Origin of the sequence: Bosea sp. F3-2, assembly GCF_008253865.1 — a bacterium.
In the GTDB taxonomy this organism is placed as follows: Bacteria; Pseudomonadota; Alphaproteobacteria; order Rhizobiales; family Beijerinckiaceae; genus Allobosea.
Genome location: NZ_CP042331.1, coordinates 5,833,858 through 5,852,413 on the forward strand (window position 1 = coordinate 5,833,858; position 18,556 = coordinate 5,852,413).

The following is an 18,556-nucleotide window of genomic DNA, read 5'->3' on the forward strand; positions in this document are numbered from 1 at the left end:
CCGTCTCGCATCGCCATTGAAGGGAAGGTCGCGATGGACCGAACAGGTTTTTCCGTGGTGCCGCTCACGCCGGAGCGCTGGAGCGATCTGGAAGATCTCTTCGGGCCGCAGGGGCCTTGCTATGGCTGCTGGTGCAATCATTTCCGCATGCCGCAACGATTGCGCAAGCCGTTGCTCGGCGAGGGCGCGCGCCGGCTGTTCGAGGAACGGGTGAAGCGCGGGCCGCCTCCGGGCGTGTTGGCCTATGCGGAGGACAAGGCCGTCGGCTGGCTGCAGGTGGGGCCGCGGGCACATGTGCCCGAGTGGAACAATCCGCGCCGCGCCTCGACACCGCTGCCGGACGCGCCGGCCGAGGATGAGCGCAACTGGGCAGCTTCCTGCTTTTTTGTCAGGCGCGGATTTCGCGGGCAGGGCGTCACCGGCGCGCTGATCGAGGGCGCGGTCGATTTCGCGCGGGAGAGCGGTGCACGGCTGATCGAGGCCGCAGCGATGGACAACCGGGAGAAGCGCAGCGCCGACGGGCTCTATGTCGGACCGGAAAGCGTGCTCCGACGCGCCGGGTTTGTCGAGGTGGCCCGACAGAAGCCGGGGCGGCCCCTGCTCCGGCTGGTGCTGTGAGGGGCCCTAAGGTGCGACGCTTTGGATGAACGCCGTCAGCCGGTCCAGCGCCTGCCTGCCCTCGGGGCGATCGAGATCGAACTGGTACTCGTGCGGCAACTTCGGCTCGGTCTCCGGCGGGAAGAACAGCGTGTCGACCTTGACGCCGCGGTCGCGCAGGGCCTGGGCCATCACCACCGATTGTGGTGCCAGCGGGTCGCCGTTGCCGACCGAGATGAAGCTGCGGGGAAAGGCTTCCGTCACATAGCGAGGCACCGCGGCCTCTGTGATGCGCTCGTTGTCGAACGGATTCGACGTGCCGAAATAGGCCAGGAGCACGGAGCGGATGAAGCCGCCGAAGGGACCGGTCAGCTCGAACGCTGTCGGGTCGAAGGCGCCGCAGAACAGTACAACGCCCCGCAAGGTTGCAGGTGACGCGGTCGGCTTCAGGCCGAGCAGCTCGGCATAGTCCCCGCCTGTCAGGCCGGCGGCGAGTTGCGCTGCAACATGGGCGCCGGCCGAGTCACCTGCAAGCACAATTCGGCTGGGATCGAGGCCGAGACGTTGACCTTCGCGCTGCAGAAAGCCGAGCGCCTCGTTCACCTGCAGAACCGGCTCGGGATAGCGGGCGGTCGGTGCACGGGTATAGCCCACGGCAACGGTGGGAAATCCGCGCCCGGCCAGGATCTTCAGATAGGGAGCGACATCCCGGCGGTCGCCGGCGACGAAGGCGCCGCCATGGATCCAGACGACGGTCGGTCGCCCCGGCTTGGCATCGCCTTGCGGAAGATAGACATCGAGCCGTGCCTCTTCCGCTGCGCCATAGCGGATATCGAGCTGCTCGCGGATACTGGTCGGAACATGTTTGGCGAGGGCGGCATTGGTCTTCGCGGCGCCGTAGCCGAAGGCAAGCCGCGTCAGCAGGGTCGAAGGCCAGGGCGAAAGGACGAAGGCTGCATAGGCTGCCAGCGCAAGGCCAAGACAGAGCAGGAGAATCCGGGTGGCGCGAGGTCTCATGTCGCGAAGCTAGGCTGCCTCATCTTCGCGGGCAATGGCGGCGGAGGCGAACCGCAGAGCGGCTGTCTTCATCATTATGTAATCGGCTAAAATATTGATTTTGTTTTGGTATGTCAGTTCGCATTAACCTTGCGTTCGCTCGCATCTGCGAAAGGAGCCCTGGCTACGAGGTGGTGACGACCATGAGGCGACTGGGATTGACGGCGAAGATCATGGCATTCTTCGCGCTGCTGAGCCTCGCCGGGGCGCTCGGCCTCTTCAGCGCGTTGCGCGGCTTCGACGAGGCCCGGCGCATCGATGCCGCCGCCTTCACCGATATCGGCCTCGCCAGCAGCGCTTCCTTGCTGTCCAGCCGTGTCGCCGCCACGGCACTGCTGAGCAATATCGATCCTGAGATGTCGAAGCCGCAGGTCGAAGCCATGCTCGAGCGGCTGGAGGGCTCCCTTGATCTGGTCGATGCGGCACGCGCGCATCTGATCTCGGCCTTGCCTGCGGCCTTGCGCGAGGCCAACCCGACCCTGGACGCGCGGATCCGCACATTCATCGCCTTCCAGCGCGGCATCGTCGACATCGGCCGCCGGGTTTCGGCGAAGGCGGCACTTCTGGAAGCCGGGGCCGAAGACGCGCGCATCAATGTCGACCAGATCATCACGACGACATCGACCTTGCGCGACCAGCTTGCGCGTCGGGCCAGCGAGGCGACGGCCCGTGCCGGGGAGCGCGCAGGCAATGTCCGCCTCTGGACCATTCTGTTTGCCTGCCTGTTGCCGCTGGGCGGTGGGCTCGCGACTTTGCTGCTGCTCCGCAGCCATCTGACGCGGCCTCTGCGACGCCTGATGGCCGCGATCGGTGAGGCCGCGGCCTCGGACCGGGTCATCGAGGTGCCCTATCGCGGGAGGGCCGACGAGATCGGCCAACTCGCCCGCGTCGTGCGCCAGTTCAGCGAGGTTAGAGCGACGCTGGTGACACGCGAGGCGGAAGCGGGCGATGCGCGGCGCCACGCGCAGATGCGCAGCACGGAGCTTGCCCGGATCGCCGACGAATTCGAGACGCGGCTCGGCGTGCTGCTCGGCGAGATCGGGCGGGAGAGCGAAGTGCTGCGCATGGCGCTGCAGGACTCGGCGGTGCGGGTCCATCAGGTCTCGAAGAGCACGGAGACGGCTGCTGCTTCCGTCGACGGAGCCGGGGTCGAGGCGATTCGTTCCAGCGAGGCCGCGCTGCGGATGGAGCATGTCATCGGGCAGATCAATGCCGAGGTCAGGCGTGTCTCGGAGATGGCAACCGCCGCGACCCGCGAAGCGGCAGGAACCCACGCTCTGGTCTCGCGGCTGACGGAGAACGCCGCACAAATCCGCGATGTCGTCGGCATCATCGAGGCGGTCGCGCGCCAGACCAATCTGCTGGCCCTGAACGCCACGATCGAGGCGGCGCGCGCCGGAGCGCAGGGACGCGGCTTCGCTGTCGTCGCCGCCGAGGTGAAGACACTGGCGAACCAGGCGTCGGAGGCTGCCGCGCGGATCGTCCATCGCATCGCGCAGGCCGACGAAGCCCTGTCGCACGCGGCGCAGGCCGTCTCGGCCATCGGGGCGAGCGTCGCGGCGGTCGAGCAGACCGGCACCGAGATCGCGACGATGGTCGGATCGCACGTCGAGCTTCTCGGCTCGCTTGGCGAGACGGTCGGGCGCATCTCGGATGTGACCGCGACAGCCGCGATCGCGATGTCCGAGATCGCAACGGCCAATCTGCAGACCGTCGGGCAGGCCGATATGGGCGCTGAGAGCGCCGGCGAGCTTGACCGGCGGATCAATGCGCTGCAGGCGGAAGCCGGCGCCTTCGTCCGGCGCCTGCGCGCGGCCTGAAGCATCGTCGCGCTTGCCTTTGGCGCGCGACTCTGCCCCATCTGGGCCATGCCTTTTTCGACGTCTCCTTCGCGATGAGCTGGTCGCCCCAGCAGGATGCGGCTTTGACCGCCGTGGCGCGCTGGCTGCAGGCCGGCGAGCCGCAGCTCTTCCGCATGTTCGGCTATGCCGGCACCGGCAAGACGACGCTGGCGCGCCATATCGCCGAGGCGGTCGACGGCGAGGTCGTCTTCGCCGCCTATACCGGCAAGGCCGCGCTCGTGCTGCGCAACAAGGGCTGCACCGGTGCGCAGACCATCCACTCGCTGATCTATCGCTCGCGCGGGGTCGAGGAGGAGAGCCCGACCTTCGTGCTCAACCGCGAGAGCGCCGCCGCCAAGGCCAAGCTGATCATCATCGACGAATGCTCGATGGTGGACGAGGAACTCGGGCGCGACCTGCTCTCCTTCGGCACGCCGGTACTGGTGCTGGGTGATCCGGCACAGCTGCCGCCGGTCAAGGGCGGCGGCTTCTTCACCGAGCAGGAACCCGACGTGATGCTGACCGAAGTGCATCGGCAGGCGGCGGACAATCCGATCGTGCGGATGTCGATGATCGTGCGCGAGGGTGGCAGGCTCGAATACGGCGATTACGGCCCGAGCCGCGTGATCCGGCGCGACGAGGTCAACCCGGAGATCGTCATGGCGGCCGATCAGGTCCTGGTCGGCATGAACAAGACGCGGCGCAACTACAATGCCCGCATCCGCCAGCTGATGGGGCGCACGGACAACAGCCCCGTTGCCGGCGAGAAGCTGGTCTGCCTACGCAACGACAAGAGCAAGGGGCTGCTCAATGGCGGCTCCTGGATCGTGCAGGAGATCAAGACCTCGAAGAAGGGGCTGGTCACCATGCGCGTGACGCCGGAGGACGACACCGGCGCCAAGGCGGTGAAGGTCTCGGTGCTGCCGAACTTCTTCGACGGCACCGAGGAGGAGGTGCCGTGGGAGCTGCGCAAGCACACCGACGAGTTCACCTTCGGCTATGCGCTCACGGTGCACAAGTCGCAGGGCTCGCAATGGGATGACGTTGTGCTCTTCGATGAGAGCTTCGCTTTCCGCGAGCACCGGGCGCGCTGGCTCTACACGGGTCTGACGCGGGCGGCAGAGACGATCACGGTCGTGATGTAGCAGCGCGGCGCCTGCCTCTCCGCTCGCCCGGATGGCACGGACTTCAGTCGACGATGCCGTCGCGGCCTTCGATCGCCATCAGCGTCGCCGTCAGCAGGGCGACGAGCCGCTCCTTGCCGTCATTCTCGGCAAAAACCTCGGCTTGAGTGAGGATCAGGGTTCGGCCGCCTTTCACCACCTTGCCGCGTGCGATCAGGCGCCGGCCCGCTGCCGGAGCCAGAAGATTGATCTTGAACTCGGCCGTCAGAACGCCGCGGTCCGCCGGGAGTGTGCTGAGAGCGGCATAGCCGGCCGCACTGTCGGCGATGGAGCTCACCGCGCCGGCATGGACGAAGCCGTGCTGCTGCGAGATTTCCGGCCTGGGAACCAGCGCGATCTCCACCTGCCCCGGCGAGACATGGGTGACGCTGGCGCCGAGGGTCTGCATCAGGCCCTGCTTGGCGAAGCTGGCGCGGATGCGCCGGTCGATGCTGGCTTCGTCGATGGTCATCCCGAGCTCCGTTTCAGCGCACGGTGCCAGCGCCTCGATGCTGTCGCAACCGCGCAAGTGCACTCGAGTCGACGCCGGGATGCTCGAACATTGCCGAATTGTCATGAATCCCTTTGCTTTTTTGCCATAGTCGCTGTGGATGCTGGTGCGGATGGTCAGCGGAGGCCGGCGGCATGGCGGGACCGGACGATCTGAAGGCAGGAGCCGTCGCCCTGCAGCGTTTCGGCCTCGGGCCGAAGCCGGGGCAGGGCGAGGCCGTGCGCCGGCAGGCGCGGGACCGGCTGCTGGCAGAGATCGCGAGCGGGGTTGTTGCGCAGCCTCAGGGTGCGCTGCTTTCAGGAGCGGCCGAGATCGGCAAGGCGCTCTACGCTTTCGAGGACGAGGAGAAGCGCGAGCGCGAAGCGAAGCGTTCGGCTAGGCAGCCGCCTGCGCAGGGGATGCAGGTCGCCAATGCGACACAGCAGGCCGAAGCGCAGCCCGGCCCGTCGCAGAACCAGATGGCACAGCCTCCGAAGGCATCGAACGAGCCGGCGCTGCCCTATCGCACCTATCGCGACGAGGTGAAGGCGCGGGTTGATCTGGCGCTCGCGGCCGAGACCGGCTTTACCGAGCGGCTGGTGATGTTCTGGTCGAACCATTTCTGCATCGGTGCGACCAAGAGCAACATGTCCCGGATCATGGCGGGAAGCTATGAGCGCGAGGCCATCCGCCCGCATGTCTTCGGCCGCTTCGAGGACATGCTGGTTGCGGCCGAGAGCCACCCGGCGATGCTCGACTTTCTCGACAACCGTCAGTCGGTCGGTCCCAACTCTCCGGCGGGCCGGCGGCGCGGGCGCGGGCTGAACGAGAACCTTGCCCGCGAGATCATGGAGCTGCACACGCTCGGCGTCTCCGGCGGCTACAGCCAGGCTGATGTCACCAATCTCGCCCGCATCATCACGGGCTGGACTGTCGTGGGCCGCGAGGGTGTGTTGGGCTTTCCCGGCTCCTTTGCCTTCAATGCCGGTCTGCACGAGCCCGGCGTGACGCCGCTGCTCGGCCGGGCTTACGACCAACCCGGACGGGCGCAGGGCGTCGCGGCGCTGACCGACCTCGCACGCCATCCCGCCACGGCGCGTTTCATCGCCACGAAGCTCGCCCGGCATTTCGTGGCGGACGATCCTTCGCGCGAGCTCGTCGACCTGCTGGCCACGACCTTCCGTCAGAGCGATGGCGACCTGCCTGCCGTCTATCTGGCGCTGATCGGCAGCAACGCGGCGTGGGCAGCGCCAGCGAGCAAGATCCGCACGCCACAGGAATTCCTCCTCGCGTCTTACCGGGCACTCGGGCGCCAGCCCGATTTCGGCCAGATCGTCGGGCCGCTGGCGGCGATGGGCCAACCCTTCTGGCAGCCCTCCGGGCCGAACGGCTATGCCGACACCAATGCCGCCTGGGCCTCGGCCGAAGGCATCAAGACGCGCATCGACGTCGCTGCCGGCTGGGGCCGGCAGGCGGCGAATGCGGTGCCCGACCCGCGCAGCCTGAGCGAGGACATTCTCGGTCCGATCCTCTCGCCCGAAACGAAGCAGGCGGTGGCGCGGGCGGAGAGCCGGCCGCAGGCGCTGGCGCTGCTGCTGATGTCGCCCGAATTCCAGCGGAGGTGAGGCCGATGGATCACCACGACGACGATGATTGCGAACGGATGACGCCGTCGCGGCGCGCCGCGCTCGGCGCGGCGGGCGCGCTCTTCGCCTGGTCCTTCGTGCCGAAATTCGCCTATGCGGCGCCGGGCAGCCGCGATCCGCGCTTCCTGCTGGTGGTGCTGCGCGGGGCGCTCGACGGGCTTTCGGCGGTGCCGCCGATCGGCGACCCCGATTATGCCGGCCTGCGCGAAGGCATCGCGCTGGCCAAGGACGGCCCCGAGGCGGCCTTGCCGCTCGACGGCTTCTTCTATCTTCATCCGGCGATGCCAAACCTCGCCCGGCTCTATCGCGAGGGGCGGGCGGCGATCGTCCATGCTGCCGCCACAGGCTATCGCGAGCGTTCGCATTTCGACGGGCAGGATGTGCTGGAGAGCGGCCAGCCGGGGCCGGGCCACACCGAGAACGGCTGGCTCAACCGGCTGATCGCAAGCCTGCCGGCCGGGGAGGGCATCTCGCGCAAGGGCGTCCTCGGCGTCGGCGTCGTGCCGCCGCTGGTGGTGCGCGGGCAGGCGCCTGTGCTCGGCTGGGCGCCGCCGCGCATGGCGCGGGCCGGCGTCGACCTGACGATGCGGCTGGCCGATCTCTACGGTCAGCGCGATCCGGGCCTTGCCGCGGCGTTGCAGCAGGCGATCGAGACCGAGGGGTTGGCACGGCGCAGCGGCATGGCCGAGCCGAAAGGCGGCGGCGGGCCGGACACGGCCGACGGCATGCGCCGGATCACTGAGGGTGTCGCCGGGCTCATCGGCGCCGATGACGGGCCGCGCATCGCCGCGCTCGCCTTCGAGGGCTGGGACACCCATGCCAATGAGGGCGGCGCCAAGGGACGGCTGGCGAATCTGCTCGGCGGCCTGGACGGGGCTTTCGCAACGCTGGAGCAGGGGCTGGCGCCGGTCTGGAAGGACACCGTGGTGATGGTCGCGACCGAGTTCGGCCGCACGGCCGCCGTCAACGGCACGGTCGGCACCGACCACGGCACCGGCACGGTCGCCTTCCTCGTCGGTGGCGCGGTGAAGGGGGGCCGGATGATTACGGACTGGCCGGGGCTCAAGACGGAGCAGCTCTTCCAGAACCGCGACCTCAGGCCGACGACCGATATCCGCGCGGTCGCCAAGGGCGTGGTGGCCGATCTGTTCGGGCTCTCGGGACCGGTGCTGGCCGAGAAGGTCTTTCCCGGTACGGGCGATCTCAGGCCGATGCAGGGGCTGGTGGTTTAGCGCCGGCCGTCATGCTCGGGCGAAGACCCGAGCATCTCTTGCCGCAGCCTGGCCATGGGATTCTCGGGTCCGCGCTGTGCGCGGCCCGAGAATGACGCATGGAATCAAGCCCAGGCGCGCTGCTTCAGCTTGTCCTCGAAGGCCTCGATCTTCGACTCCTTCTCCATGGTCAGGCCGATGTCGTCGAGGCCGTTGAGCAGGCAGTGCTTGCGGAAGGGGTCGATCTCGAAGCTGATCTCGCCGCCATCCGGGCCCTTGATGGTCTGGTTCGCGAGGTCGATCGTCAGCGTCGCGTTGGAGCCGCGCTCGGCGTCGTCGAACAGCATGTCGAGCTGCGCGGGCGTGACCTTGATCGGCAGGATGCCGTTCTTGAAGCAGTTGTTGTAGAAGATGTCGGCGAAGCTCGTGGAGATCACGCAGCGGATGCCGAAGTCGAGCAGCGCCCAGGGAGCATGCTCGCGCGAGGAGCCGCAGCCGAAATTGTCGCCAGCGACAAGGATTTCAGCCTTGCGATAGGCCGGCTGGTTCAGCACGAAATCCGGGTTCTCGGAGCCGTCCTCCTTGTAGCGCATCTCCGAGAACAGCGCGGTGCCGAGGCCGGTGCGCTTGATCGTCTTCAGATACTGCTTGGGGATGATCATGTCGGTATCGACATTGACCACCTTCATCGGAGCGGGCGTCGAGGTCAGCGTGGTGAAGGGCTGCATGGTTCTTGTCCTTGCGTGAAGGCCGGCTCAGCCGGCTGCCTGTTCGATGGCTTCCATGTCCTCGTCGGAGAAGCCGAAATGGTGGCCGATCTCGTGGACCATGACGTGGGTGACGATGGCGCCGAGGCTCTCGTCATTCTCAGCCCAGTAGTCGAGGATCGGCCTGCGATAGAGATGGATGGTGTTGGGCATCTGGCCGGTTTGCGGAGAATAGCCCTGCTGGGGCAGACCGACACCGCTGAAGAGGCCGAGCAGGTCGAAGGGGCTCTCCGCCTCCAGCTCCTTCAGCACGTCGTCCTCGGGAAACTCGGTGACGTTGAAGACGACGTCGGCGCAGAGCGCGCGGAACTCGTCCGGCAGGCGGTCGAAGGCGGCCTGCGCCAGCACCTCGAACGCCTCCAGCGACGGGGCCTTGGCCCCGTCCCAGTTGATGTCCCTGCTTTTGGTCGCCACGGCGTCCATATCCGTCACCAGAATTTCAACTGATGGCCGAGCCACCAGGCCAGCACGATGACGCCCAGCAGCGAGAGGGAGCGGCCGATGCGCCGGCCCCAGAGCTCGATGCGGTCGCCCTCGGGCGCGTCGGCGCCCGAGAAATGCTGCGCCGCCCGGTTCATCGAGGAGCCGAGCACGGTTTCGCTGTCGCGCTTGACGCGCTCCAGCGCCGCCTTGGCCTCGGCTTCGCGTGCAGCTTCGCGGGGATCGTTCGACATGATGCGGTCCCCGCGTTTGCCGCTCAACCCAGCGTGCGGACGTCGACGAAATGACCGGTCAGCGCCGCTGCCGCTGCCATCGCCGGCGAGACGAGGTGCGTGCGGCCGCGATAGCCCTGACGACCCTCGAAGTTGCGGTTCGAGGTCGAGGCGGCGCGCTGGCCGGGCTTGAGCTGGTCCGGGTTCATGCCGAGGCACATCGAGCAGCCCGGCTCACGCCATTCGAAGCCGGCGGCGAGGAAGATCTTGTCGAGGCCTTCCAGCTCCGCCTGCTGCTTCACCAGGCCGGAGCCCGGCACGATCATGGCGTAGTCCAGGCTGTCATGGACCTTCTTGCCCTCGACGATCTTCGCCACCGTGCGCAGATCCTCGATGCGGCCGTTGGTGCAGGAGCCGATCCAGATCACGTCGAGCGGGATCTCGGTCATCTTGGTGCCGGCGGTCAGGCCCATGTAATCGAGCGCGCGCTTCTTCGAGGCACGCTTGACCTCGTCCGCGATCAGCTCCGGATCGGGCACCGCGCCGGTGACCGAGATGACGTCCTCCGGGCTCGTGCCCCAGGAGACGATCGGCGGCAGGTTGGCGGCGTCGAGCCTCACGATGCGGTCGAAATGCGCGCCCTCGTCGGAGCGCAGCGTCTCCCAGTAGCGCAGGGCGGCGTCCCAGGCCTCGCCCTTCGGCGCCTTGGGGCGGCCCTGCAGGTAGTCGAAGGCCTTCTGGTCGGGCGCGACCATGCCGGCGCGGGCGCCGCCCTCGATCGACATATTGCAGACGGTCATGCGGCCTTCCATCGAGAGGCCGCGGATAGCCTCGCCGGCGTACTCGATCACCGAGCCGGTACCGCCGGCGGTGCCGATCTCGCCGATGATGGCGAGCGTAATGTCCTTGGCGCCGACACCGGGAGCAGGCGTGCCGTCCACCTGGACGAGCATGTTCTTCGCCTTCTTCTGGATCAGCGTCTGCGTCGCGAGGACGTGCTCGACTTCGGAGGTGCCGATGCCGTGCGCCAGCGCCCCGAAGGCACCGTGGGTCGAGGTGTGCGAGTCGCCGCAGACGATCGTGGTGCCCGGCAGGGTGAAGCCCTGCTCGGGGCCGACGATGTGGACGATGCCCTGGCGCTTGTCGAGCTCGTTGAAGTACTCGACGCCGAAGTCCTTGGCGTTCTTGGCGAGCGCCTCGACCTGGATGCGGCTTTCCTCTTCCTGGATGCCCTTGGAGCGGTCGGTCGTCTGGATGTTGTGGTCGACGACGGCGAGCGTCTTCTCAGGGCTGCGGACCTTGCGGCCGGTCATGCGCAGGCCCTCGAAGGCCTGCGGGCTGGTGACCTCATGGACGAGGTGGCGGTCGATATAGAGCAGGCAGGTGCCATCTTCCTGCCGGTCGATGACGTGATCGTCGAAGATCTTGTCGTAGAGGGTGCGGGGGCCTGTTGACGCAGTCATGGCTTGGTCTCGGTCTTGGGAATTGTGATCTGGAAAATCGATGCATCGCCGCGCCGGTCATTCCGACGCGCTCAAATCAGTCGCCTGTCGCCGGCCGCGCGGAAGCGGCCGGTCTCAGGCGCCGGTAAGGCCCGCGGCGATGGAGGCGGTGAAGCGGCCGAAGAAGCGCCACGGCAGGCGGGCATGGTCATGCAGCGCGGCAAAATCCTGCGTCGTCGGCAGGGGCGGCAGATGGCCCTCTCCCTGCACGGCGCAGAAGCGCTGCAAATGATGCTCACACGGCGACATGGCCACTATGTAGCAGTTCCAATGAAGCCGGACAATCGACGCCGTGCAGGAGCGTCATCGCCGCGACGCAGAGGTCTGGAGCAGCATGAGAGCGGCCGGGTCCGTGGTCACAGCTCGCTGCGCAACTGCCAGAGTTCGGGGAAGAAGGAGCGCTCCAGCGCGGTCTTCAGGAACTTCACGCCGCTGGAGCCGCCGGTGCCCGGCTTGAAGCCGATGATGCGTTCGACCGTCTTCATGTGGCGGAAGCGCCATTGCTGGAACTGGTCCTCGAGATCGACCAGCTCCTCGGCCAGCTCGTAGAGATCGAAATGGTGCTGCGTGTCCCGGTAGATCGTCAGCCAGGCGGCCTTTACGGCGTCGCTCGCGGCGTGCGGCACGCTCCAGTCGCGCTCGACACAGTCCGCCGGGATCGGCAGCCCGCGCCGGGCGAGCAGGCGCAGCGCTTCATCATAAAGACTCGGCGCTTCCAGCAGCGCCTGCAGATGGGCGTGATGCTCGGCATGGTGCCGGTGCATCGCCAGCATGCGCGGGTCCTTGGCGCCGAGGCGGAACTCCAGCGCGCGATACTGGTAGGACTGGAAGCCGGAGGACTGGCCGAGCGCGTCACGAAACGCGAGGTAGTCGGCCGGCGTCATCGTCGAGAGCACGTCCCAGGCGGTGACGAGTTGGGCCTGGATGCGCGAGACGCGCGCCAGCGACTTGAAGGCAGGCTGCAACTGGTCGTCCCGGATCGCCGCGATGGCGCCGTCGAGCTCATGCGCCGCCAGCTTCAGCCAGAGTTCCTGGACCTGATGAATGGTGATGAAGAGCAGCTCGTCGGGGGCGTCGCTCAGCGGCTTCTGCGCTGCCAGCAGCAGATCGAGGCCGAGATAGGAGCCGTAATCCATGCGCTCCTTGAAGTCGGTCTGCATGCCCGGTTCGATGCGGCTGTGGTGCTCGCCTGTGCCGGTGCCCATTTGCTCTGCCCTCGCTCGCCATGCGCCTTGACGAAGGGAAGGCGCGATATATTTTAAGCTTAAAGTATTTTGCCGCGTGAGCAAAGCGAACAGGACATGGCGATGGCGAGCGACCAGGCGACGACTGTTCCCGCAGGGCTCGGACAGCCGCCCTTCAATCTTGCCGCCGACTTCTCCCACTTCCGCCAGAACTGGCCGGCTGAGTTGCATTTCGCCGCCCATAGCCATCATTTCTGGCCCGATGTCACGCGAGAGGCGCATCTGCGCTGCTGGGACGATGCCGCCCGCCTGGTCGACGGCAAATGGGAAGAGGTTCTCGGCCCGGTCTGGCGGAAGGTGGCTGAGGGCGTGGCGAAGCGCCTCAACCTGCCCGGCATCGACGGGCTCGTGCCGGCCAACAACACCCATGAATTCGTCAACCGGCTGCTTTCCTGCCTGCCGCGGGACCGCGTGCCGCGCATCCTGACGAGCGACGCCGAATTCCATTCCTTCCGCCGGCAGATCGAACGGCTGGCGGAGGAGGGACTGATCGCGCTCACCATCGTGCCGGCCGAGCCTTTCGCCAGCCTGACGGAACGATTGATCGCGGCGGCGAAGGCGGGCGACCCCGATATGGTCTTCGTCAGCCAGGTGCAGTTCAATTCCGGCTATGCGCTGACCGATCTGGAAGGGCTGGTTGCGGGGGTCTCCGCGCCCGGCCGTCTTGTCGTCATCGACGGCTATCACGGCTTTCTAGCGCGGCCGACCGACCTCTCGGCCATCGCCGACAAGGCCTTCTACATCGCTGGCGGCTACAAATACGCCATGGCGGGCGAGGGCGCCTGCTTCATGCACTGCCCGCCCGGCTTCGCCATGCGGCCGCGCGACACCGGCTGGTATGCTTCGTTCGGCGCGCTCTCCGGGCCGCAGGGCGGCGTCGGCTATGCCGAGACGGGCTGGCGCTTCATGGGGGCGACCTTCGATCCATCGGGTCTCTACCGTATGGGCGCCGTGTTCGACTGGCTCGATGCGAAGGGCCTCGATGTGTCGGCGATCCACGACCACGCCCATGCCCTTCAGGCGATCATCGCGGAGGGGTTGGCGCGCCGGCCCTGCGGCGTGCTTGCGCCGGAGAACCTCGCGCTGCCGCTCTCCGAACCGGCCCGCGGCAATTTCCTGACGTTCCGCCATGCCGATGCGCCGCTCTGGCATGAGCGGCTGGCGCGGGCCGGCATTACCGTCGACCTGCGCGGCGACCGGCTGCGTCTCGGCTTCGGCCTCTACCAGAACGCTGACGACGCTGGGCTTCTGCTGGAGCGGCTCGCGACGCTGGGTTGATGTGGCGCGGGGTCAGCGCCGCGAGGTATCGACGCTGACGACCACCGACATGCCGGGCGCCAGCTCTCCCGCCAGGGGCTGGCCCGGTTCGACGGCGATGCGGACCGGCACGCGCTGGGCGATCTTGATGAAGTTACCGGTGGCATTGTCCGCACGGATCACGCTGAACTCGGAGCCCGCTGCCGGTGAGAAGCGCTCGATCTTGCCGGTCAGCGTGGCATGGCGCAGCGCATCGACGGTGAAGCTCACCGGCTGACCGACGCGCATGCCGGGCAGCTGGGTTTCCTTGAAATTGGCGATGACCCAGGTCTGGGCGGGCACCAGCGCCATGAGCTGCGTGCCGGCCGAGACATATTGGCCGAGCCGGGCCGAGACCTCGCCGAGCCGCCCGTCCTGGGGCGCGGTGATGCGGGTGTTCTGCATATCGATCTCGGCGAGGTGGACGGCGGCCATCGCACCCTCGACCGCCGCCTCCAGCGACTGGCGGTTGACGATGGCAGTCTGGACGTCCTGTCGCGCGACGTCGACGGCGGCGTGAGCCGCTGTGAGCGAGGCGCGGGACTGGTCGAGCGCCTGCTGGCTCTGGTCGGTGCTGGTCTGGCTGACGACGCCGCGCTCGCGCAGCGGTTCGATGCGGCCCCAGTTCGCTTCGGCGGTGCGCAGCGCGGCCTCGGCGCCGGCGACATTGGCCTCGCTGGCACGCAGCCTTGCCTCCGCGGCGGCGCGGGACTGCTCGGAATTGGCGAGCGCTGCGCGCTGGGCGGCGAGTGAGGCGCGGGCCTGCTCCAGCTTCTGCGCATAGATGCGGTCGTCGATGCGTAGCAGTAGGTCGCCCTGCTTGACCGTCGCGAAATCCTGGACAGGCACCTCGGCGACATAGCCGGCGAGCTGGGGCGCGATGACCGTGATCTGGCCGCGCACATAGGCGTTCTCGGTGGTCTCGATGGCGTTGGCAAAGGGCGGCAGCCGCCATGCGTAGAGGATCACGGCGAGGCCGACGAGGCCGATGGCGAGCGCGATATAGGTCGAGACGGAGCGGAAGAGGCGGGTCATGGTCGATGTGAGTCAGCCGGCTGCCGGGGCAGGGGCGGTGGCGGATTGCGCCCTGAGGCGCAGGACGGCGAGGTGGATGAGAAGGCCCCCCAGCGCTAGGCTGGCGATCAGCGAGATCAGCAGGAAGGCGTCGTTATAGGCGAGCACTGTCGCCTCCCGGATCGCCTGCTGGCCGAGTAGCGTCACGCCCTCGGCCCGTGCCAGCACCGTGTCGGTCAGGACATGGCCGTAGCTGCTGCCGAGCTGGCTGATGCGCTGGGCGACGAGCGGGTCGGACATGGCGAAATGCTCGGCCAGCACATGGTAGTGGAAGCTGGTGCGCAGGGTGATGAAGCTGCCGAAGATGGCCGAGCCGAGCAGGCCGCCGATGCTCTGCGTGAACAGGAAGACGGTGATGAAGCTCAGGATGTAGACGGGGCCGCGCGCGATGGCGCCGCCGAGTCCCTGCGCCATTGCCGCCGGCAGGAAGAGCGCCGAACCATAGGCGACGAGCGCCTGGCTCAGATAGATGTCGTGCGGCCGCGTCTGGCTGGTGGCGCCGCTGTCGAGCCAGGCGCCGAGCGCGACGCAGGCCAGCGCCGTGCCGTAAAACCAGTTCTCGCGGCCCGGCCGCAGCAGGAGCGCGCAGGTCAGCCCTCCCGCGAGGATCGTGCAGAGGATCACGGTATAGAGCGACAGGGTCTGCTCGTTCTGGATGCCGAGCGCCTGGAAAAAGTTGGAGGCGCCGACCGTCTGCTCGGCGAGGACGACGCGCAGCAGCAGCAGCGCACCGGCGAAATGCAGCGTCGTCGGGCTGGTCAGCCAGCGGATGTCGATGAGCGGGCTGTCGCGATGCAGCTCGATGATCGCGGCCAGCATCAGGCAGGCCACCGCGCAGGCGAGTAGCCAGCCGAGCCAGGGCGCCTCGAACCACCAGTAGAGCCGGCCGAGGGCGAGCACGACGGCGATCGAGCCGAAGCCGACGGCGATGAACAGATAGCTGACGAGATCGAGCGGGCCGATCCATTTCACCCGCGGCGGCGAGGTCAGCGGCAGCGCGTAGACGAAGCCGAAGGCGAGCATGGCGAGCCCCGTCTCGAACAGGGTCAGGCCGTGGAAACCGCCGGTCTCCAGCAGCCAGGGCGAGATCAGCCGTGTCACCGGGATGCCGAGCGTGGTGTTGGTCAGCGCCAGCGAGATTCCGACGGTCAGCTTCTTCGGCGGCGGCAGCGGCTCGATCATGTAGAAGAAGGCGAGCGAGGACATCGGCGCTGCCGCCATGCCGCTCATGAAGCGGACCACCACGGCCGATTGCAGATCGTGGACGAAGAAGAAGTTGAGCAGCGTGGCGAGGACGAAGCCGGCGAGGCTCATCTCCGCAAAATTGCGTAAGCCATACTGCATCCGGATCTTGATCAGCGCGATCGAGAGCGAGACGTTCGGCGCCATATAGGCGGCGATCAGCCAGTTGGTCTCGGCGACGGTGGCGCCGAGCTCGCCCTGGATCTGGTAGACGTTGGTGTTGACGATGTTCTGGCCGATCTGCTGCGTCATCGCCAGCGTCACCGAGGCGAGCATATAGGCGAGCGCGCGGGCGGGTGGCATGGTGAGCCCGAACGGTTGGGCGGCAGGCGCGGTCGTGGTTTCGGGCGCGCTCACGGGGCGGCACTCCGCCCGGCTGCGATGTTGCGCGAGGTGCGGCGGAGAACGTCGAGCGCGGCCTCCAGCTCCTCCGGCGCTATGCCCTGCAGGATGCCGGCGCGCAGCTCGGCGAGGAAGTTCAGGATGTCCTGCGCCTGGGCGCGGGCGGTCTCGGTCAGGAAGACACGTCGCGCCCTCCGGTCGCCCTCCACGGCACGGCGCTCGATCATGCCGTTGCGTTCGAGCCCGTCGAGCAGGCGCACCAGCGTCGGCTGCTCGATGTCGAGCAGGCCGGCAAGATCGGACTGGATCGGGCCGTCTTCCTTGGCGAGTTCCATCAGCAGCCGGGCACGCGAAAGGGTCAAACCCATGTCGCGGGCGCGCTCGTCGACGAGCGCTCTCAGCTTCCGGTTGACGGAAGCGAGTTCAGCAGTGAAGGCGGCTTGAAGCGGGGCGAGGTCCATAGGATGAATATAAGTAGCATGCTAATGATTGGCTTACTTATATCTGAGTCTGACGCATATCAAATGCTCATGATGCGGTGCGATATGCGTTCTTGGAATGATTGTGGTTGCGGGCAACAAAAAACGCGGCCCCGAGGGACCGCGTTCCAATCTCTTTGCGCTGAGGCTGAGCTTACTTGCCGGCGGCCTTCGAGCCCTTGGCGGGCTTGGCCTCGACGCGCTCGGCGATGCGGGCCGACTTGCCGCGGCGATCGCGCAGGTAATAGAGCTTGGCGCGGCGCACCTTGCCCTTGCGGACGACCTTGATCGAGTCGAGGTTCGGCGAGAAGAGCGGGAAGACGCGCTCGACACCCTCGCCATAGGAAATCTTGCGGACGGTGAAGCTCTGGTTGAGGCCGCCGCCGTTGCGGGCGATCACGACGCCTTCATAGGCCTGGACGCGGCTGCGCTCGCCTTCCTTGACCTTGACGTTGACCTGCACGGTGTCGCCGGGCTGGAACTGCGGGATCTCGCGACCTTCGCTCAGCTTGGCAATCTGCTCCTGGTCGAGCTGTTCGATGATGTTCATGGGTCTCTCCATGGCCGTTTCGCGTGTGGACACGCGGGCGTTACGGCTCGCTGTTTTCAGTTGAGTGCGGGGCCTTACAGGAGCGCGGCGGATTTGTCGAGCGGCAATGCCGGCAAAGCGCGGCGGCGCCGAACCGCTTGTTGGCGATCCGCGCGACATGCATAGCCTTGGCCGAACCGAGACGCCACCTCGACCGGATGCAGGCCATGACCGACCAAGCCATCAAGACCGCTCTCGTGACCGGCGCCGCGCGGGGCATCGGCCTTGCGACGGCCAAGCGCTTTCTGGCGGAGGGCTGGCAGGTCGGGTTGCTCGACATCGACGGGGCTGGGCTCGAGCGGGCCGCCGCCGAGATCGCGCAGCCGGAGCGGACGCTGGTGCTGACCTGCGACGTCGCCGATCCGGCGCAGCTCGCGGCCGCCTTCGCCGGGCTCGCCAAGCGCTTCGGGCGGCTCGACGCGCTCGTCAACAATGCCGGCACGGCGGTGTTCAAGCCGCTGCTGGAGACGACCTATGAGGAGTGGCAGCGGGTGCTTGCGGTGAACCTCACCGGCCCGTTCCTGGCGACGCAGCTCGCCGCGCCGCTGATGGCTGACCATGGCGGCGGCGCCGTCGTCAACATCACCTCGATCTCCGGCCTGCGCGCCTCGACGCTGCGCGTCGCTTACGGCACGTCCAAGGCGGCGCTGGCGCATCTGACCAAGCAGCAGGCGGCCGAGCTTGCGGGCCTTGGCATCCGCGTCAATGCGGTTGCGCCGGGGCCGGTTGAGACGGCGATGGCCAAGGCCGTGCACAGCCCCGAGATCCGCGCCGATTATCGCGACGCGATTCCGCTCGGCCGCTACGGGCTGGAGGAGGAGCTGGCCGAGTCGATCTTCTTCCTCTGCTCGGAGCGCGCGAGCTACATCACCGGCCAGGTGCTGGCGGTCGATGGCGGCTTCGACGCAGCAGGTATCGGGCTGGCGACGCTGCGCGGGGAAAGGCGGAACCTGTAGGGCGTGTGAGTCCGCTTTCGACAGTGTCCGCCATTTGGGGAACTTTGCTCGACCTCGGCGATCACCACATCGACACCACGCCCCAGCGGATCTCCCGCGCTGCGCGCGGCAGTGTCGCTAGGCCGCGCGTTCAAGAATGACGTAGGTGTCGGTATATTCCGGTTCCTGCACCACGAGTTGCGTGCATGTGGCGTCGAGCCAGCTCGCCAGCTTCACGACCTGCCCGGTGGTCTGCTTGTCCTCCGTGTCCTGCGCGGGTTCGATGATGCTGAGCCCTTCGGCGTCGAGGAAGAAGGTATGCTCCCCGAAGGCGTCGCAGAACTTGGCGGCCACCGGGTGCTCTTCGGGCACGGCCCTTGCGTTCAGCTGGTTCAGAGTCTGTTGGATGTTCGCTTCCGCTAGCTTCAT

The 18,556-nt window shown here is 67.4% G+C and carries 20 protein-coding genes; 7 read left to right on the forward strand and 13 right to left on the reverse strand.

Going from position 1 to position 18,556, the window contains the following annotated elements; translation table 11 throughout:
• Positions 1-33: 33 nt before the first annotated feature.
• Positions 34-618, forward strand: a complete 585-nt coding sequence (locus FQV39_RS27090) for a GNAT family N-acetyltransferase (RefSeq protein ID WP_149133120.1) — start codon at positions 34-36, stop codon at positions 616-618.
• A gap of 6 nt (positions 619-624) precedes the next feature.
• Here the strand turns inward: FQV39_RS27090 and FQV39_RS27095 are convergent, their stop codons facing one another.
• Positions 625-1,614: an alpha/beta hydrolase gene (locus tag FQV39_RS27095; RefSeq protein WP_149133121.1), complete on the reverse strand. Its 990-nt coding sequence runs from the start codon at positions 1,612-1,614 to the stop codon at positions 625-627.
• 212 nt (positions 1,615-1,826) lie between these two features.
• Here FQV39_RS27095 and FQV39_RS27100 point away from each other — a divergent pair, with 212 nt between their 5' ends.
• Both FQV39_RS27100 and FQV39_RS27105 read left to right on the forward strand, forming a co-directional pair.
• The gene (locus tag FQV39_RS27100) at positions 1,827-3,473 is read left to right on the forward strand and encodes a methyl-accepting chemotaxis protein (protein WP_187640075.1); all 1,647 of its coding nucleotides are present in this window, start codon (positions 1,827-1,829) and stop codon (positions 3,471-3,473) included.
• A 74-nt stretch (positions 3,474-3,547) separates the two neighbouring features.
• A complete protein-coding gene (locus FQV39_RS27105; protein WP_149133123.1) occupies positions 3,548-4,639 on the forward strand; it encodes an ATP-dependent DNA helicase in 1,092 nt (363 codons plus the stop codon).
• Positions 4,640-4,682: 43 nt separating this feature from the next.
• On the opposite strand, the gene FQV39_RS27110 is transcribed toward FQV39_RS27105, so the two are convergent.
• Complete coding sequence (locus tag FQV39_RS27110; RefSeq protein ID WP_149133124.1) at positions 4,683-5,129, reverse strand: PaaI family thioesterase; 447 nt, start codon at positions 5,127-5,129, stop codon at positions 4,683-4,685.
• Positions 5,130-5,302: 173 nt separating this feature from the next.
• On the opposite strand from FQV39_RS27110, the gene FQV39_RS27115 reads away from it, so the two are divergent.
• Positions 5,303-6,772, forward strand: a complete 1,470-nt coding sequence (locus FQV39_RS27115) for a DUF1800 domain-containing protein (protein WP_149133125.1) — start codon at positions 5,303-5,305, stop codon at positions 6,770-6,772.
• 5 nt (positions 6,773-6,777) lie between these two features.
• Positions 6,778-8,025 carry a DUF1501 domain-containing protein gene (locus FQV39_RS27120; protein ID WP_248313156.1) on the forward strand — a complete coding sequence of 416 codons (1,248 nt, stop codon included), beginning with the start codon at positions 6,778-6,780 and terminating at the stop codon, positions 8,023-8,025.
• 104 nt (positions 8,026-8,129) lie between these two features.
• On the opposite strand, the gene leuD is transcribed toward FQV39_RS27120, so the two are convergent.
• The 6 genes from leuD to kynA form a co-directional block, all read right to left on the reverse strand.
• Positions 8,130-8,732 (reverse strand): 3-isopropylmalate dehydratase small subunit, encoded by a 603-nt coding sequence (leuD, locus tag FQV39_RS27125; RefSeq protein ID WP_149133126.1) that lies wholly within the window; start codon positions 8,730-8,732, stop codon positions 8,130-8,132.
• Between the two features lie 27 nt (positions 8,733-8,759).
• Positions 8,760-9,185, reverse strand: coding sequence for a metallopeptidase family protein (locus FQV39_RS27130; RefSeq protein ID WP_248313157.1), 426 nt, complete (start codon positions 9,183-9,185; stop codon positions 8,760-8,762).
• Positions 9,186-9,199: 14 nt separating this feature from the next.
• The gene (locus FQV39_RS27135) at positions 9,200-9,445 is read right to left on the reverse strand and encodes a hypothetical protein (protein WP_149133127.1); all 246 of its coding nucleotides are present in this window, start codon (positions 9,443-9,445) and stop codon (positions 9,200-9,202) included.
• Between the two features lie 23 nt (positions 9,446-9,468).
• Positions 9,469-10,887 (reverse strand): 3-isopropylmalate dehydratase large subunit, encoded by a 1,419-nt coding sequence (gene leuC / locus FQV39_RS27140; RefSeq protein WP_149133128.1) that lies wholly within the window; start codon positions 10,885-10,887, stop codon positions 9,469-9,471.
• A gap of 114 nt (positions 10,888-11,001) precedes the next feature.
• Entirely contained in the window at positions 11,002-11,154 is a 153-nt protein-coding gene (locus FQV39_RS33335; RefSeq protein WP_187640076.1) for a hypothetical protein, read from the reverse strand.
• A gap of 128 nt (positions 11,155-11,282) precedes the next feature.
• Positions 11,283-12,131, reverse strand: coding sequence for a tryptophan 2,3-dioxygenase (gene kynA / locus FQV39_RS27145; RefSeq protein WP_149133129.1), 849 nt, complete (start codon positions 12,129-12,131; stop codon positions 11,283-11,285).
• Between the two features lie 102 nt (positions 12,132-12,233).
• On the opposite strand from kynA, the gene FQV39_RS27150 reads away from it, so the two are divergent.
• Positions 12,234-13,448: an aminotransferase class V-fold PLP-dependent enzyme gene (locus tag FQV39_RS27150; protein ID WP_149133130.1), complete on the forward strand. Its 1,215-nt coding sequence runs from the start codon at positions 12,234-12,236 to the stop codon at positions 13,446-13,448.
• A 12-nt stretch (positions 13,449-13,460) separates the two neighbouring features.
• Here FQV39_RS27150 and FQV39_RS27155 read toward each other — a convergent pair whose 3' ends face one another.
• The 4 genes from FQV39_RS27155 to rplS all read right to left on the reverse strand — a co-directional run bounded on the left by FQV39_RS27155 (position 13,461) and on the right by rplS (position 17,153).
• A complete protein-coding gene (locus FQV39_RS27155) occupies positions 13,461-14,501 on the reverse strand; it encodes an HlyD family secretion protein (RefSeq protein ID WP_149133131.1) in 1,041 nt (346 codons plus the stop codon).
• 12 nt (positions 14,502-14,513) lie between these two features.
• Positions 14,514-16,085, reverse strand: a complete 1,572-nt coding sequence (locus tag FQV39_RS27160) for an efflux MFS transporter permease (RefSeq protein WP_149134064.1) — start codon at positions 16,083-16,085, stop codon at positions 14,514-14,516.
• 50 nt (positions 16,086-16,135) lie between these two features.
• On the reverse strand, positions 16,136-16,585 hold the full coding sequence (locus tag FQV39_RS27165) for a MarR family winged helix-turn-helix transcriptional regulator (RefSeq protein ID WP_149133132.1): 450 nt from the start codon (positions 16,583-16,585) through the stop codon (positions 16,136-16,138).
• 172 nt (positions 16,586-16,757) lie between these two features.
• Complete coding sequence (rplS, locus tag FQV39_RS27170) at positions 16,758-17,153, reverse strand: 50S ribosomal protein L19 (protein WP_149133133.1); 396 nt, start codon at positions 17,151-17,153, stop codon at positions 16,758-16,760.
• A gap of 206 nt (positions 17,154-17,359) precedes the next feature.
• On the opposite strand from rplS, the gene FQV39_RS27175 reads away from it, so the two are divergent.
• Entirely contained in the window at positions 17,360-18,148 is a 789-nt protein-coding gene (locus FQV39_RS27175) for an SDR family NAD(P)-dependent oxidoreductase (protein WP_149133134.1), read from the forward strand.
• 117 nt (positions 18,149-18,265) lie between these two features.
• Here the strand turns inward: FQV39_RS27175 and FQV39_RS27180 are convergent, their stop codons facing one another.
• On the reverse strand, positions 18,266-18,556 hold the full coding sequence (locus FQV39_RS27180; protein ID WP_149133135.1) for a hypothetical protein: 291 nt from the start codon (positions 18,554-18,556) through the stop codon (positions 18,266-18,268).

Bases quoted from the DNA above. Each gene is read 5' to 3' on its own strand.
- FQV39_RS27090 (WP_149133120.1), top strand. From the start codon at position 34: ATGGACCGAACAGGTTTTTCCGTGGTGCCGCTCACGCCGGAGCGCTGG.
- FQV39_RS27095 (WP_149133121.1), bottom strand. From the start codon at position 1,614: ATGAGACCTCGCGCCACCCGGATTCTCCTGCTCTGTCTTGGCCTTGCG.
- FQV39_RS27100 (WP_187640075.1), top strand. From the start codon at position 1,827: ATGGCATTCTTCGCGCTGCTGAGCCTCGCCGGGGCGCTCGGCCTCTTC.
- FQV39_RS27105 (WP_149133123.1), top strand. From the start codon at position 3,548: ATGAGCTGGTCGCCCCAGCAGGATGCGGCTTTGACCGCCGTGGCGCGC.
- FQV39_RS27110 (WP_149133124.1), bottom strand. From the start codon at position 5,129: ATGACCATCGACGAAGCCAGCATCGACCGGCGCATCCGCGCCAGCTTC.
- FQV39_RS27115 (WP_149133125.1), top strand. From the start codon at position 5,303: ATGGCGGGACCGGACGATCTGAAGGCAGGAGCCGTCGCCCTGCAGCGT.
- FQV39_RS27120 (WP_248313156.1), top strand. From the start codon at position 6,778: ATGGATCACCACGACGACGATGATTGCGAACGGATGACGCCGTCGCGG.
- leuD (WP_149133126.1), bottom strand. From the start codon at position 8,732: ATGCAGCCCTTCACCACGCTGACCTCGACGCCCGCTCCGATGAAGGTG.
- FQV39_RS27135 (WP_149133127.1), bottom strand. From the start codon at position 9,445: ATGTCGAACGATCCCCGCGAAGCTGCACGCGAAGCCGAGGCCAAGGCG.
- leuC (WP_149133128.1), bottom strand. From the start codon at position 10,887: ATGACTGCGTCAACAGGCCCCCGCACCCTCTACGACAAGATCTTCGAC.
- kynA (WP_149133129.1), bottom strand. From the start codon at position 12,131: ATGGGCACCGGCACAGGCGAGCACCACAGCCGCATCGAACCGGGCATG.
- FQV39_RS27150 (WP_149133130.1), top strand. From the start codon at position 12,234: ATGGCGAGCGACCAGGCGACGACTGTTCCCGCAGGGCTCGGACAGCCG.
- FQV39_RS27155 (WP_149133131.1), bottom strand. From the start codon at position 14,501: ATGACCCGCCTCTTCCGCTCCGTCTCGACCTATATCGCGCTCGCCATC.
- FQV39_RS27160 (WP_149134064.1), bottom strand. From the start codon at position 16,085: ATGCCACCCGCCCGCGCGCTCGCCTATATGCTCGCCTCGGTGACGCTG.
- FQV39_RS27165 (WP_149133132.1), bottom strand. From the start codon at position 16,585: ATGGACCTCGCCCCGCTTCAAGCCGCCTTCACTGCTGAACTCGCTTCC.
- rplS (WP_149133133.1), bottom strand. From the start codon at position 17,153: ATGAACATCATCGAACAGCTCGACCAGGAGCAGATTGCCAAGCTGAGC.
- FQV39_RS27175 (WP_149133134.1), top strand. From the start codon at position 17,360: ATGACCGACCAAGCCATCAAGACCGCTCTCGTGACCGGCGCCGCGCGG.
- FQV39_RS27180 (WP_149133135.1), bottom strand. From the start codon at position 18,556: ATGAAGCTAGCGGAAGCGAACATCCAACAGACTCTGAACCAGCTGAAC.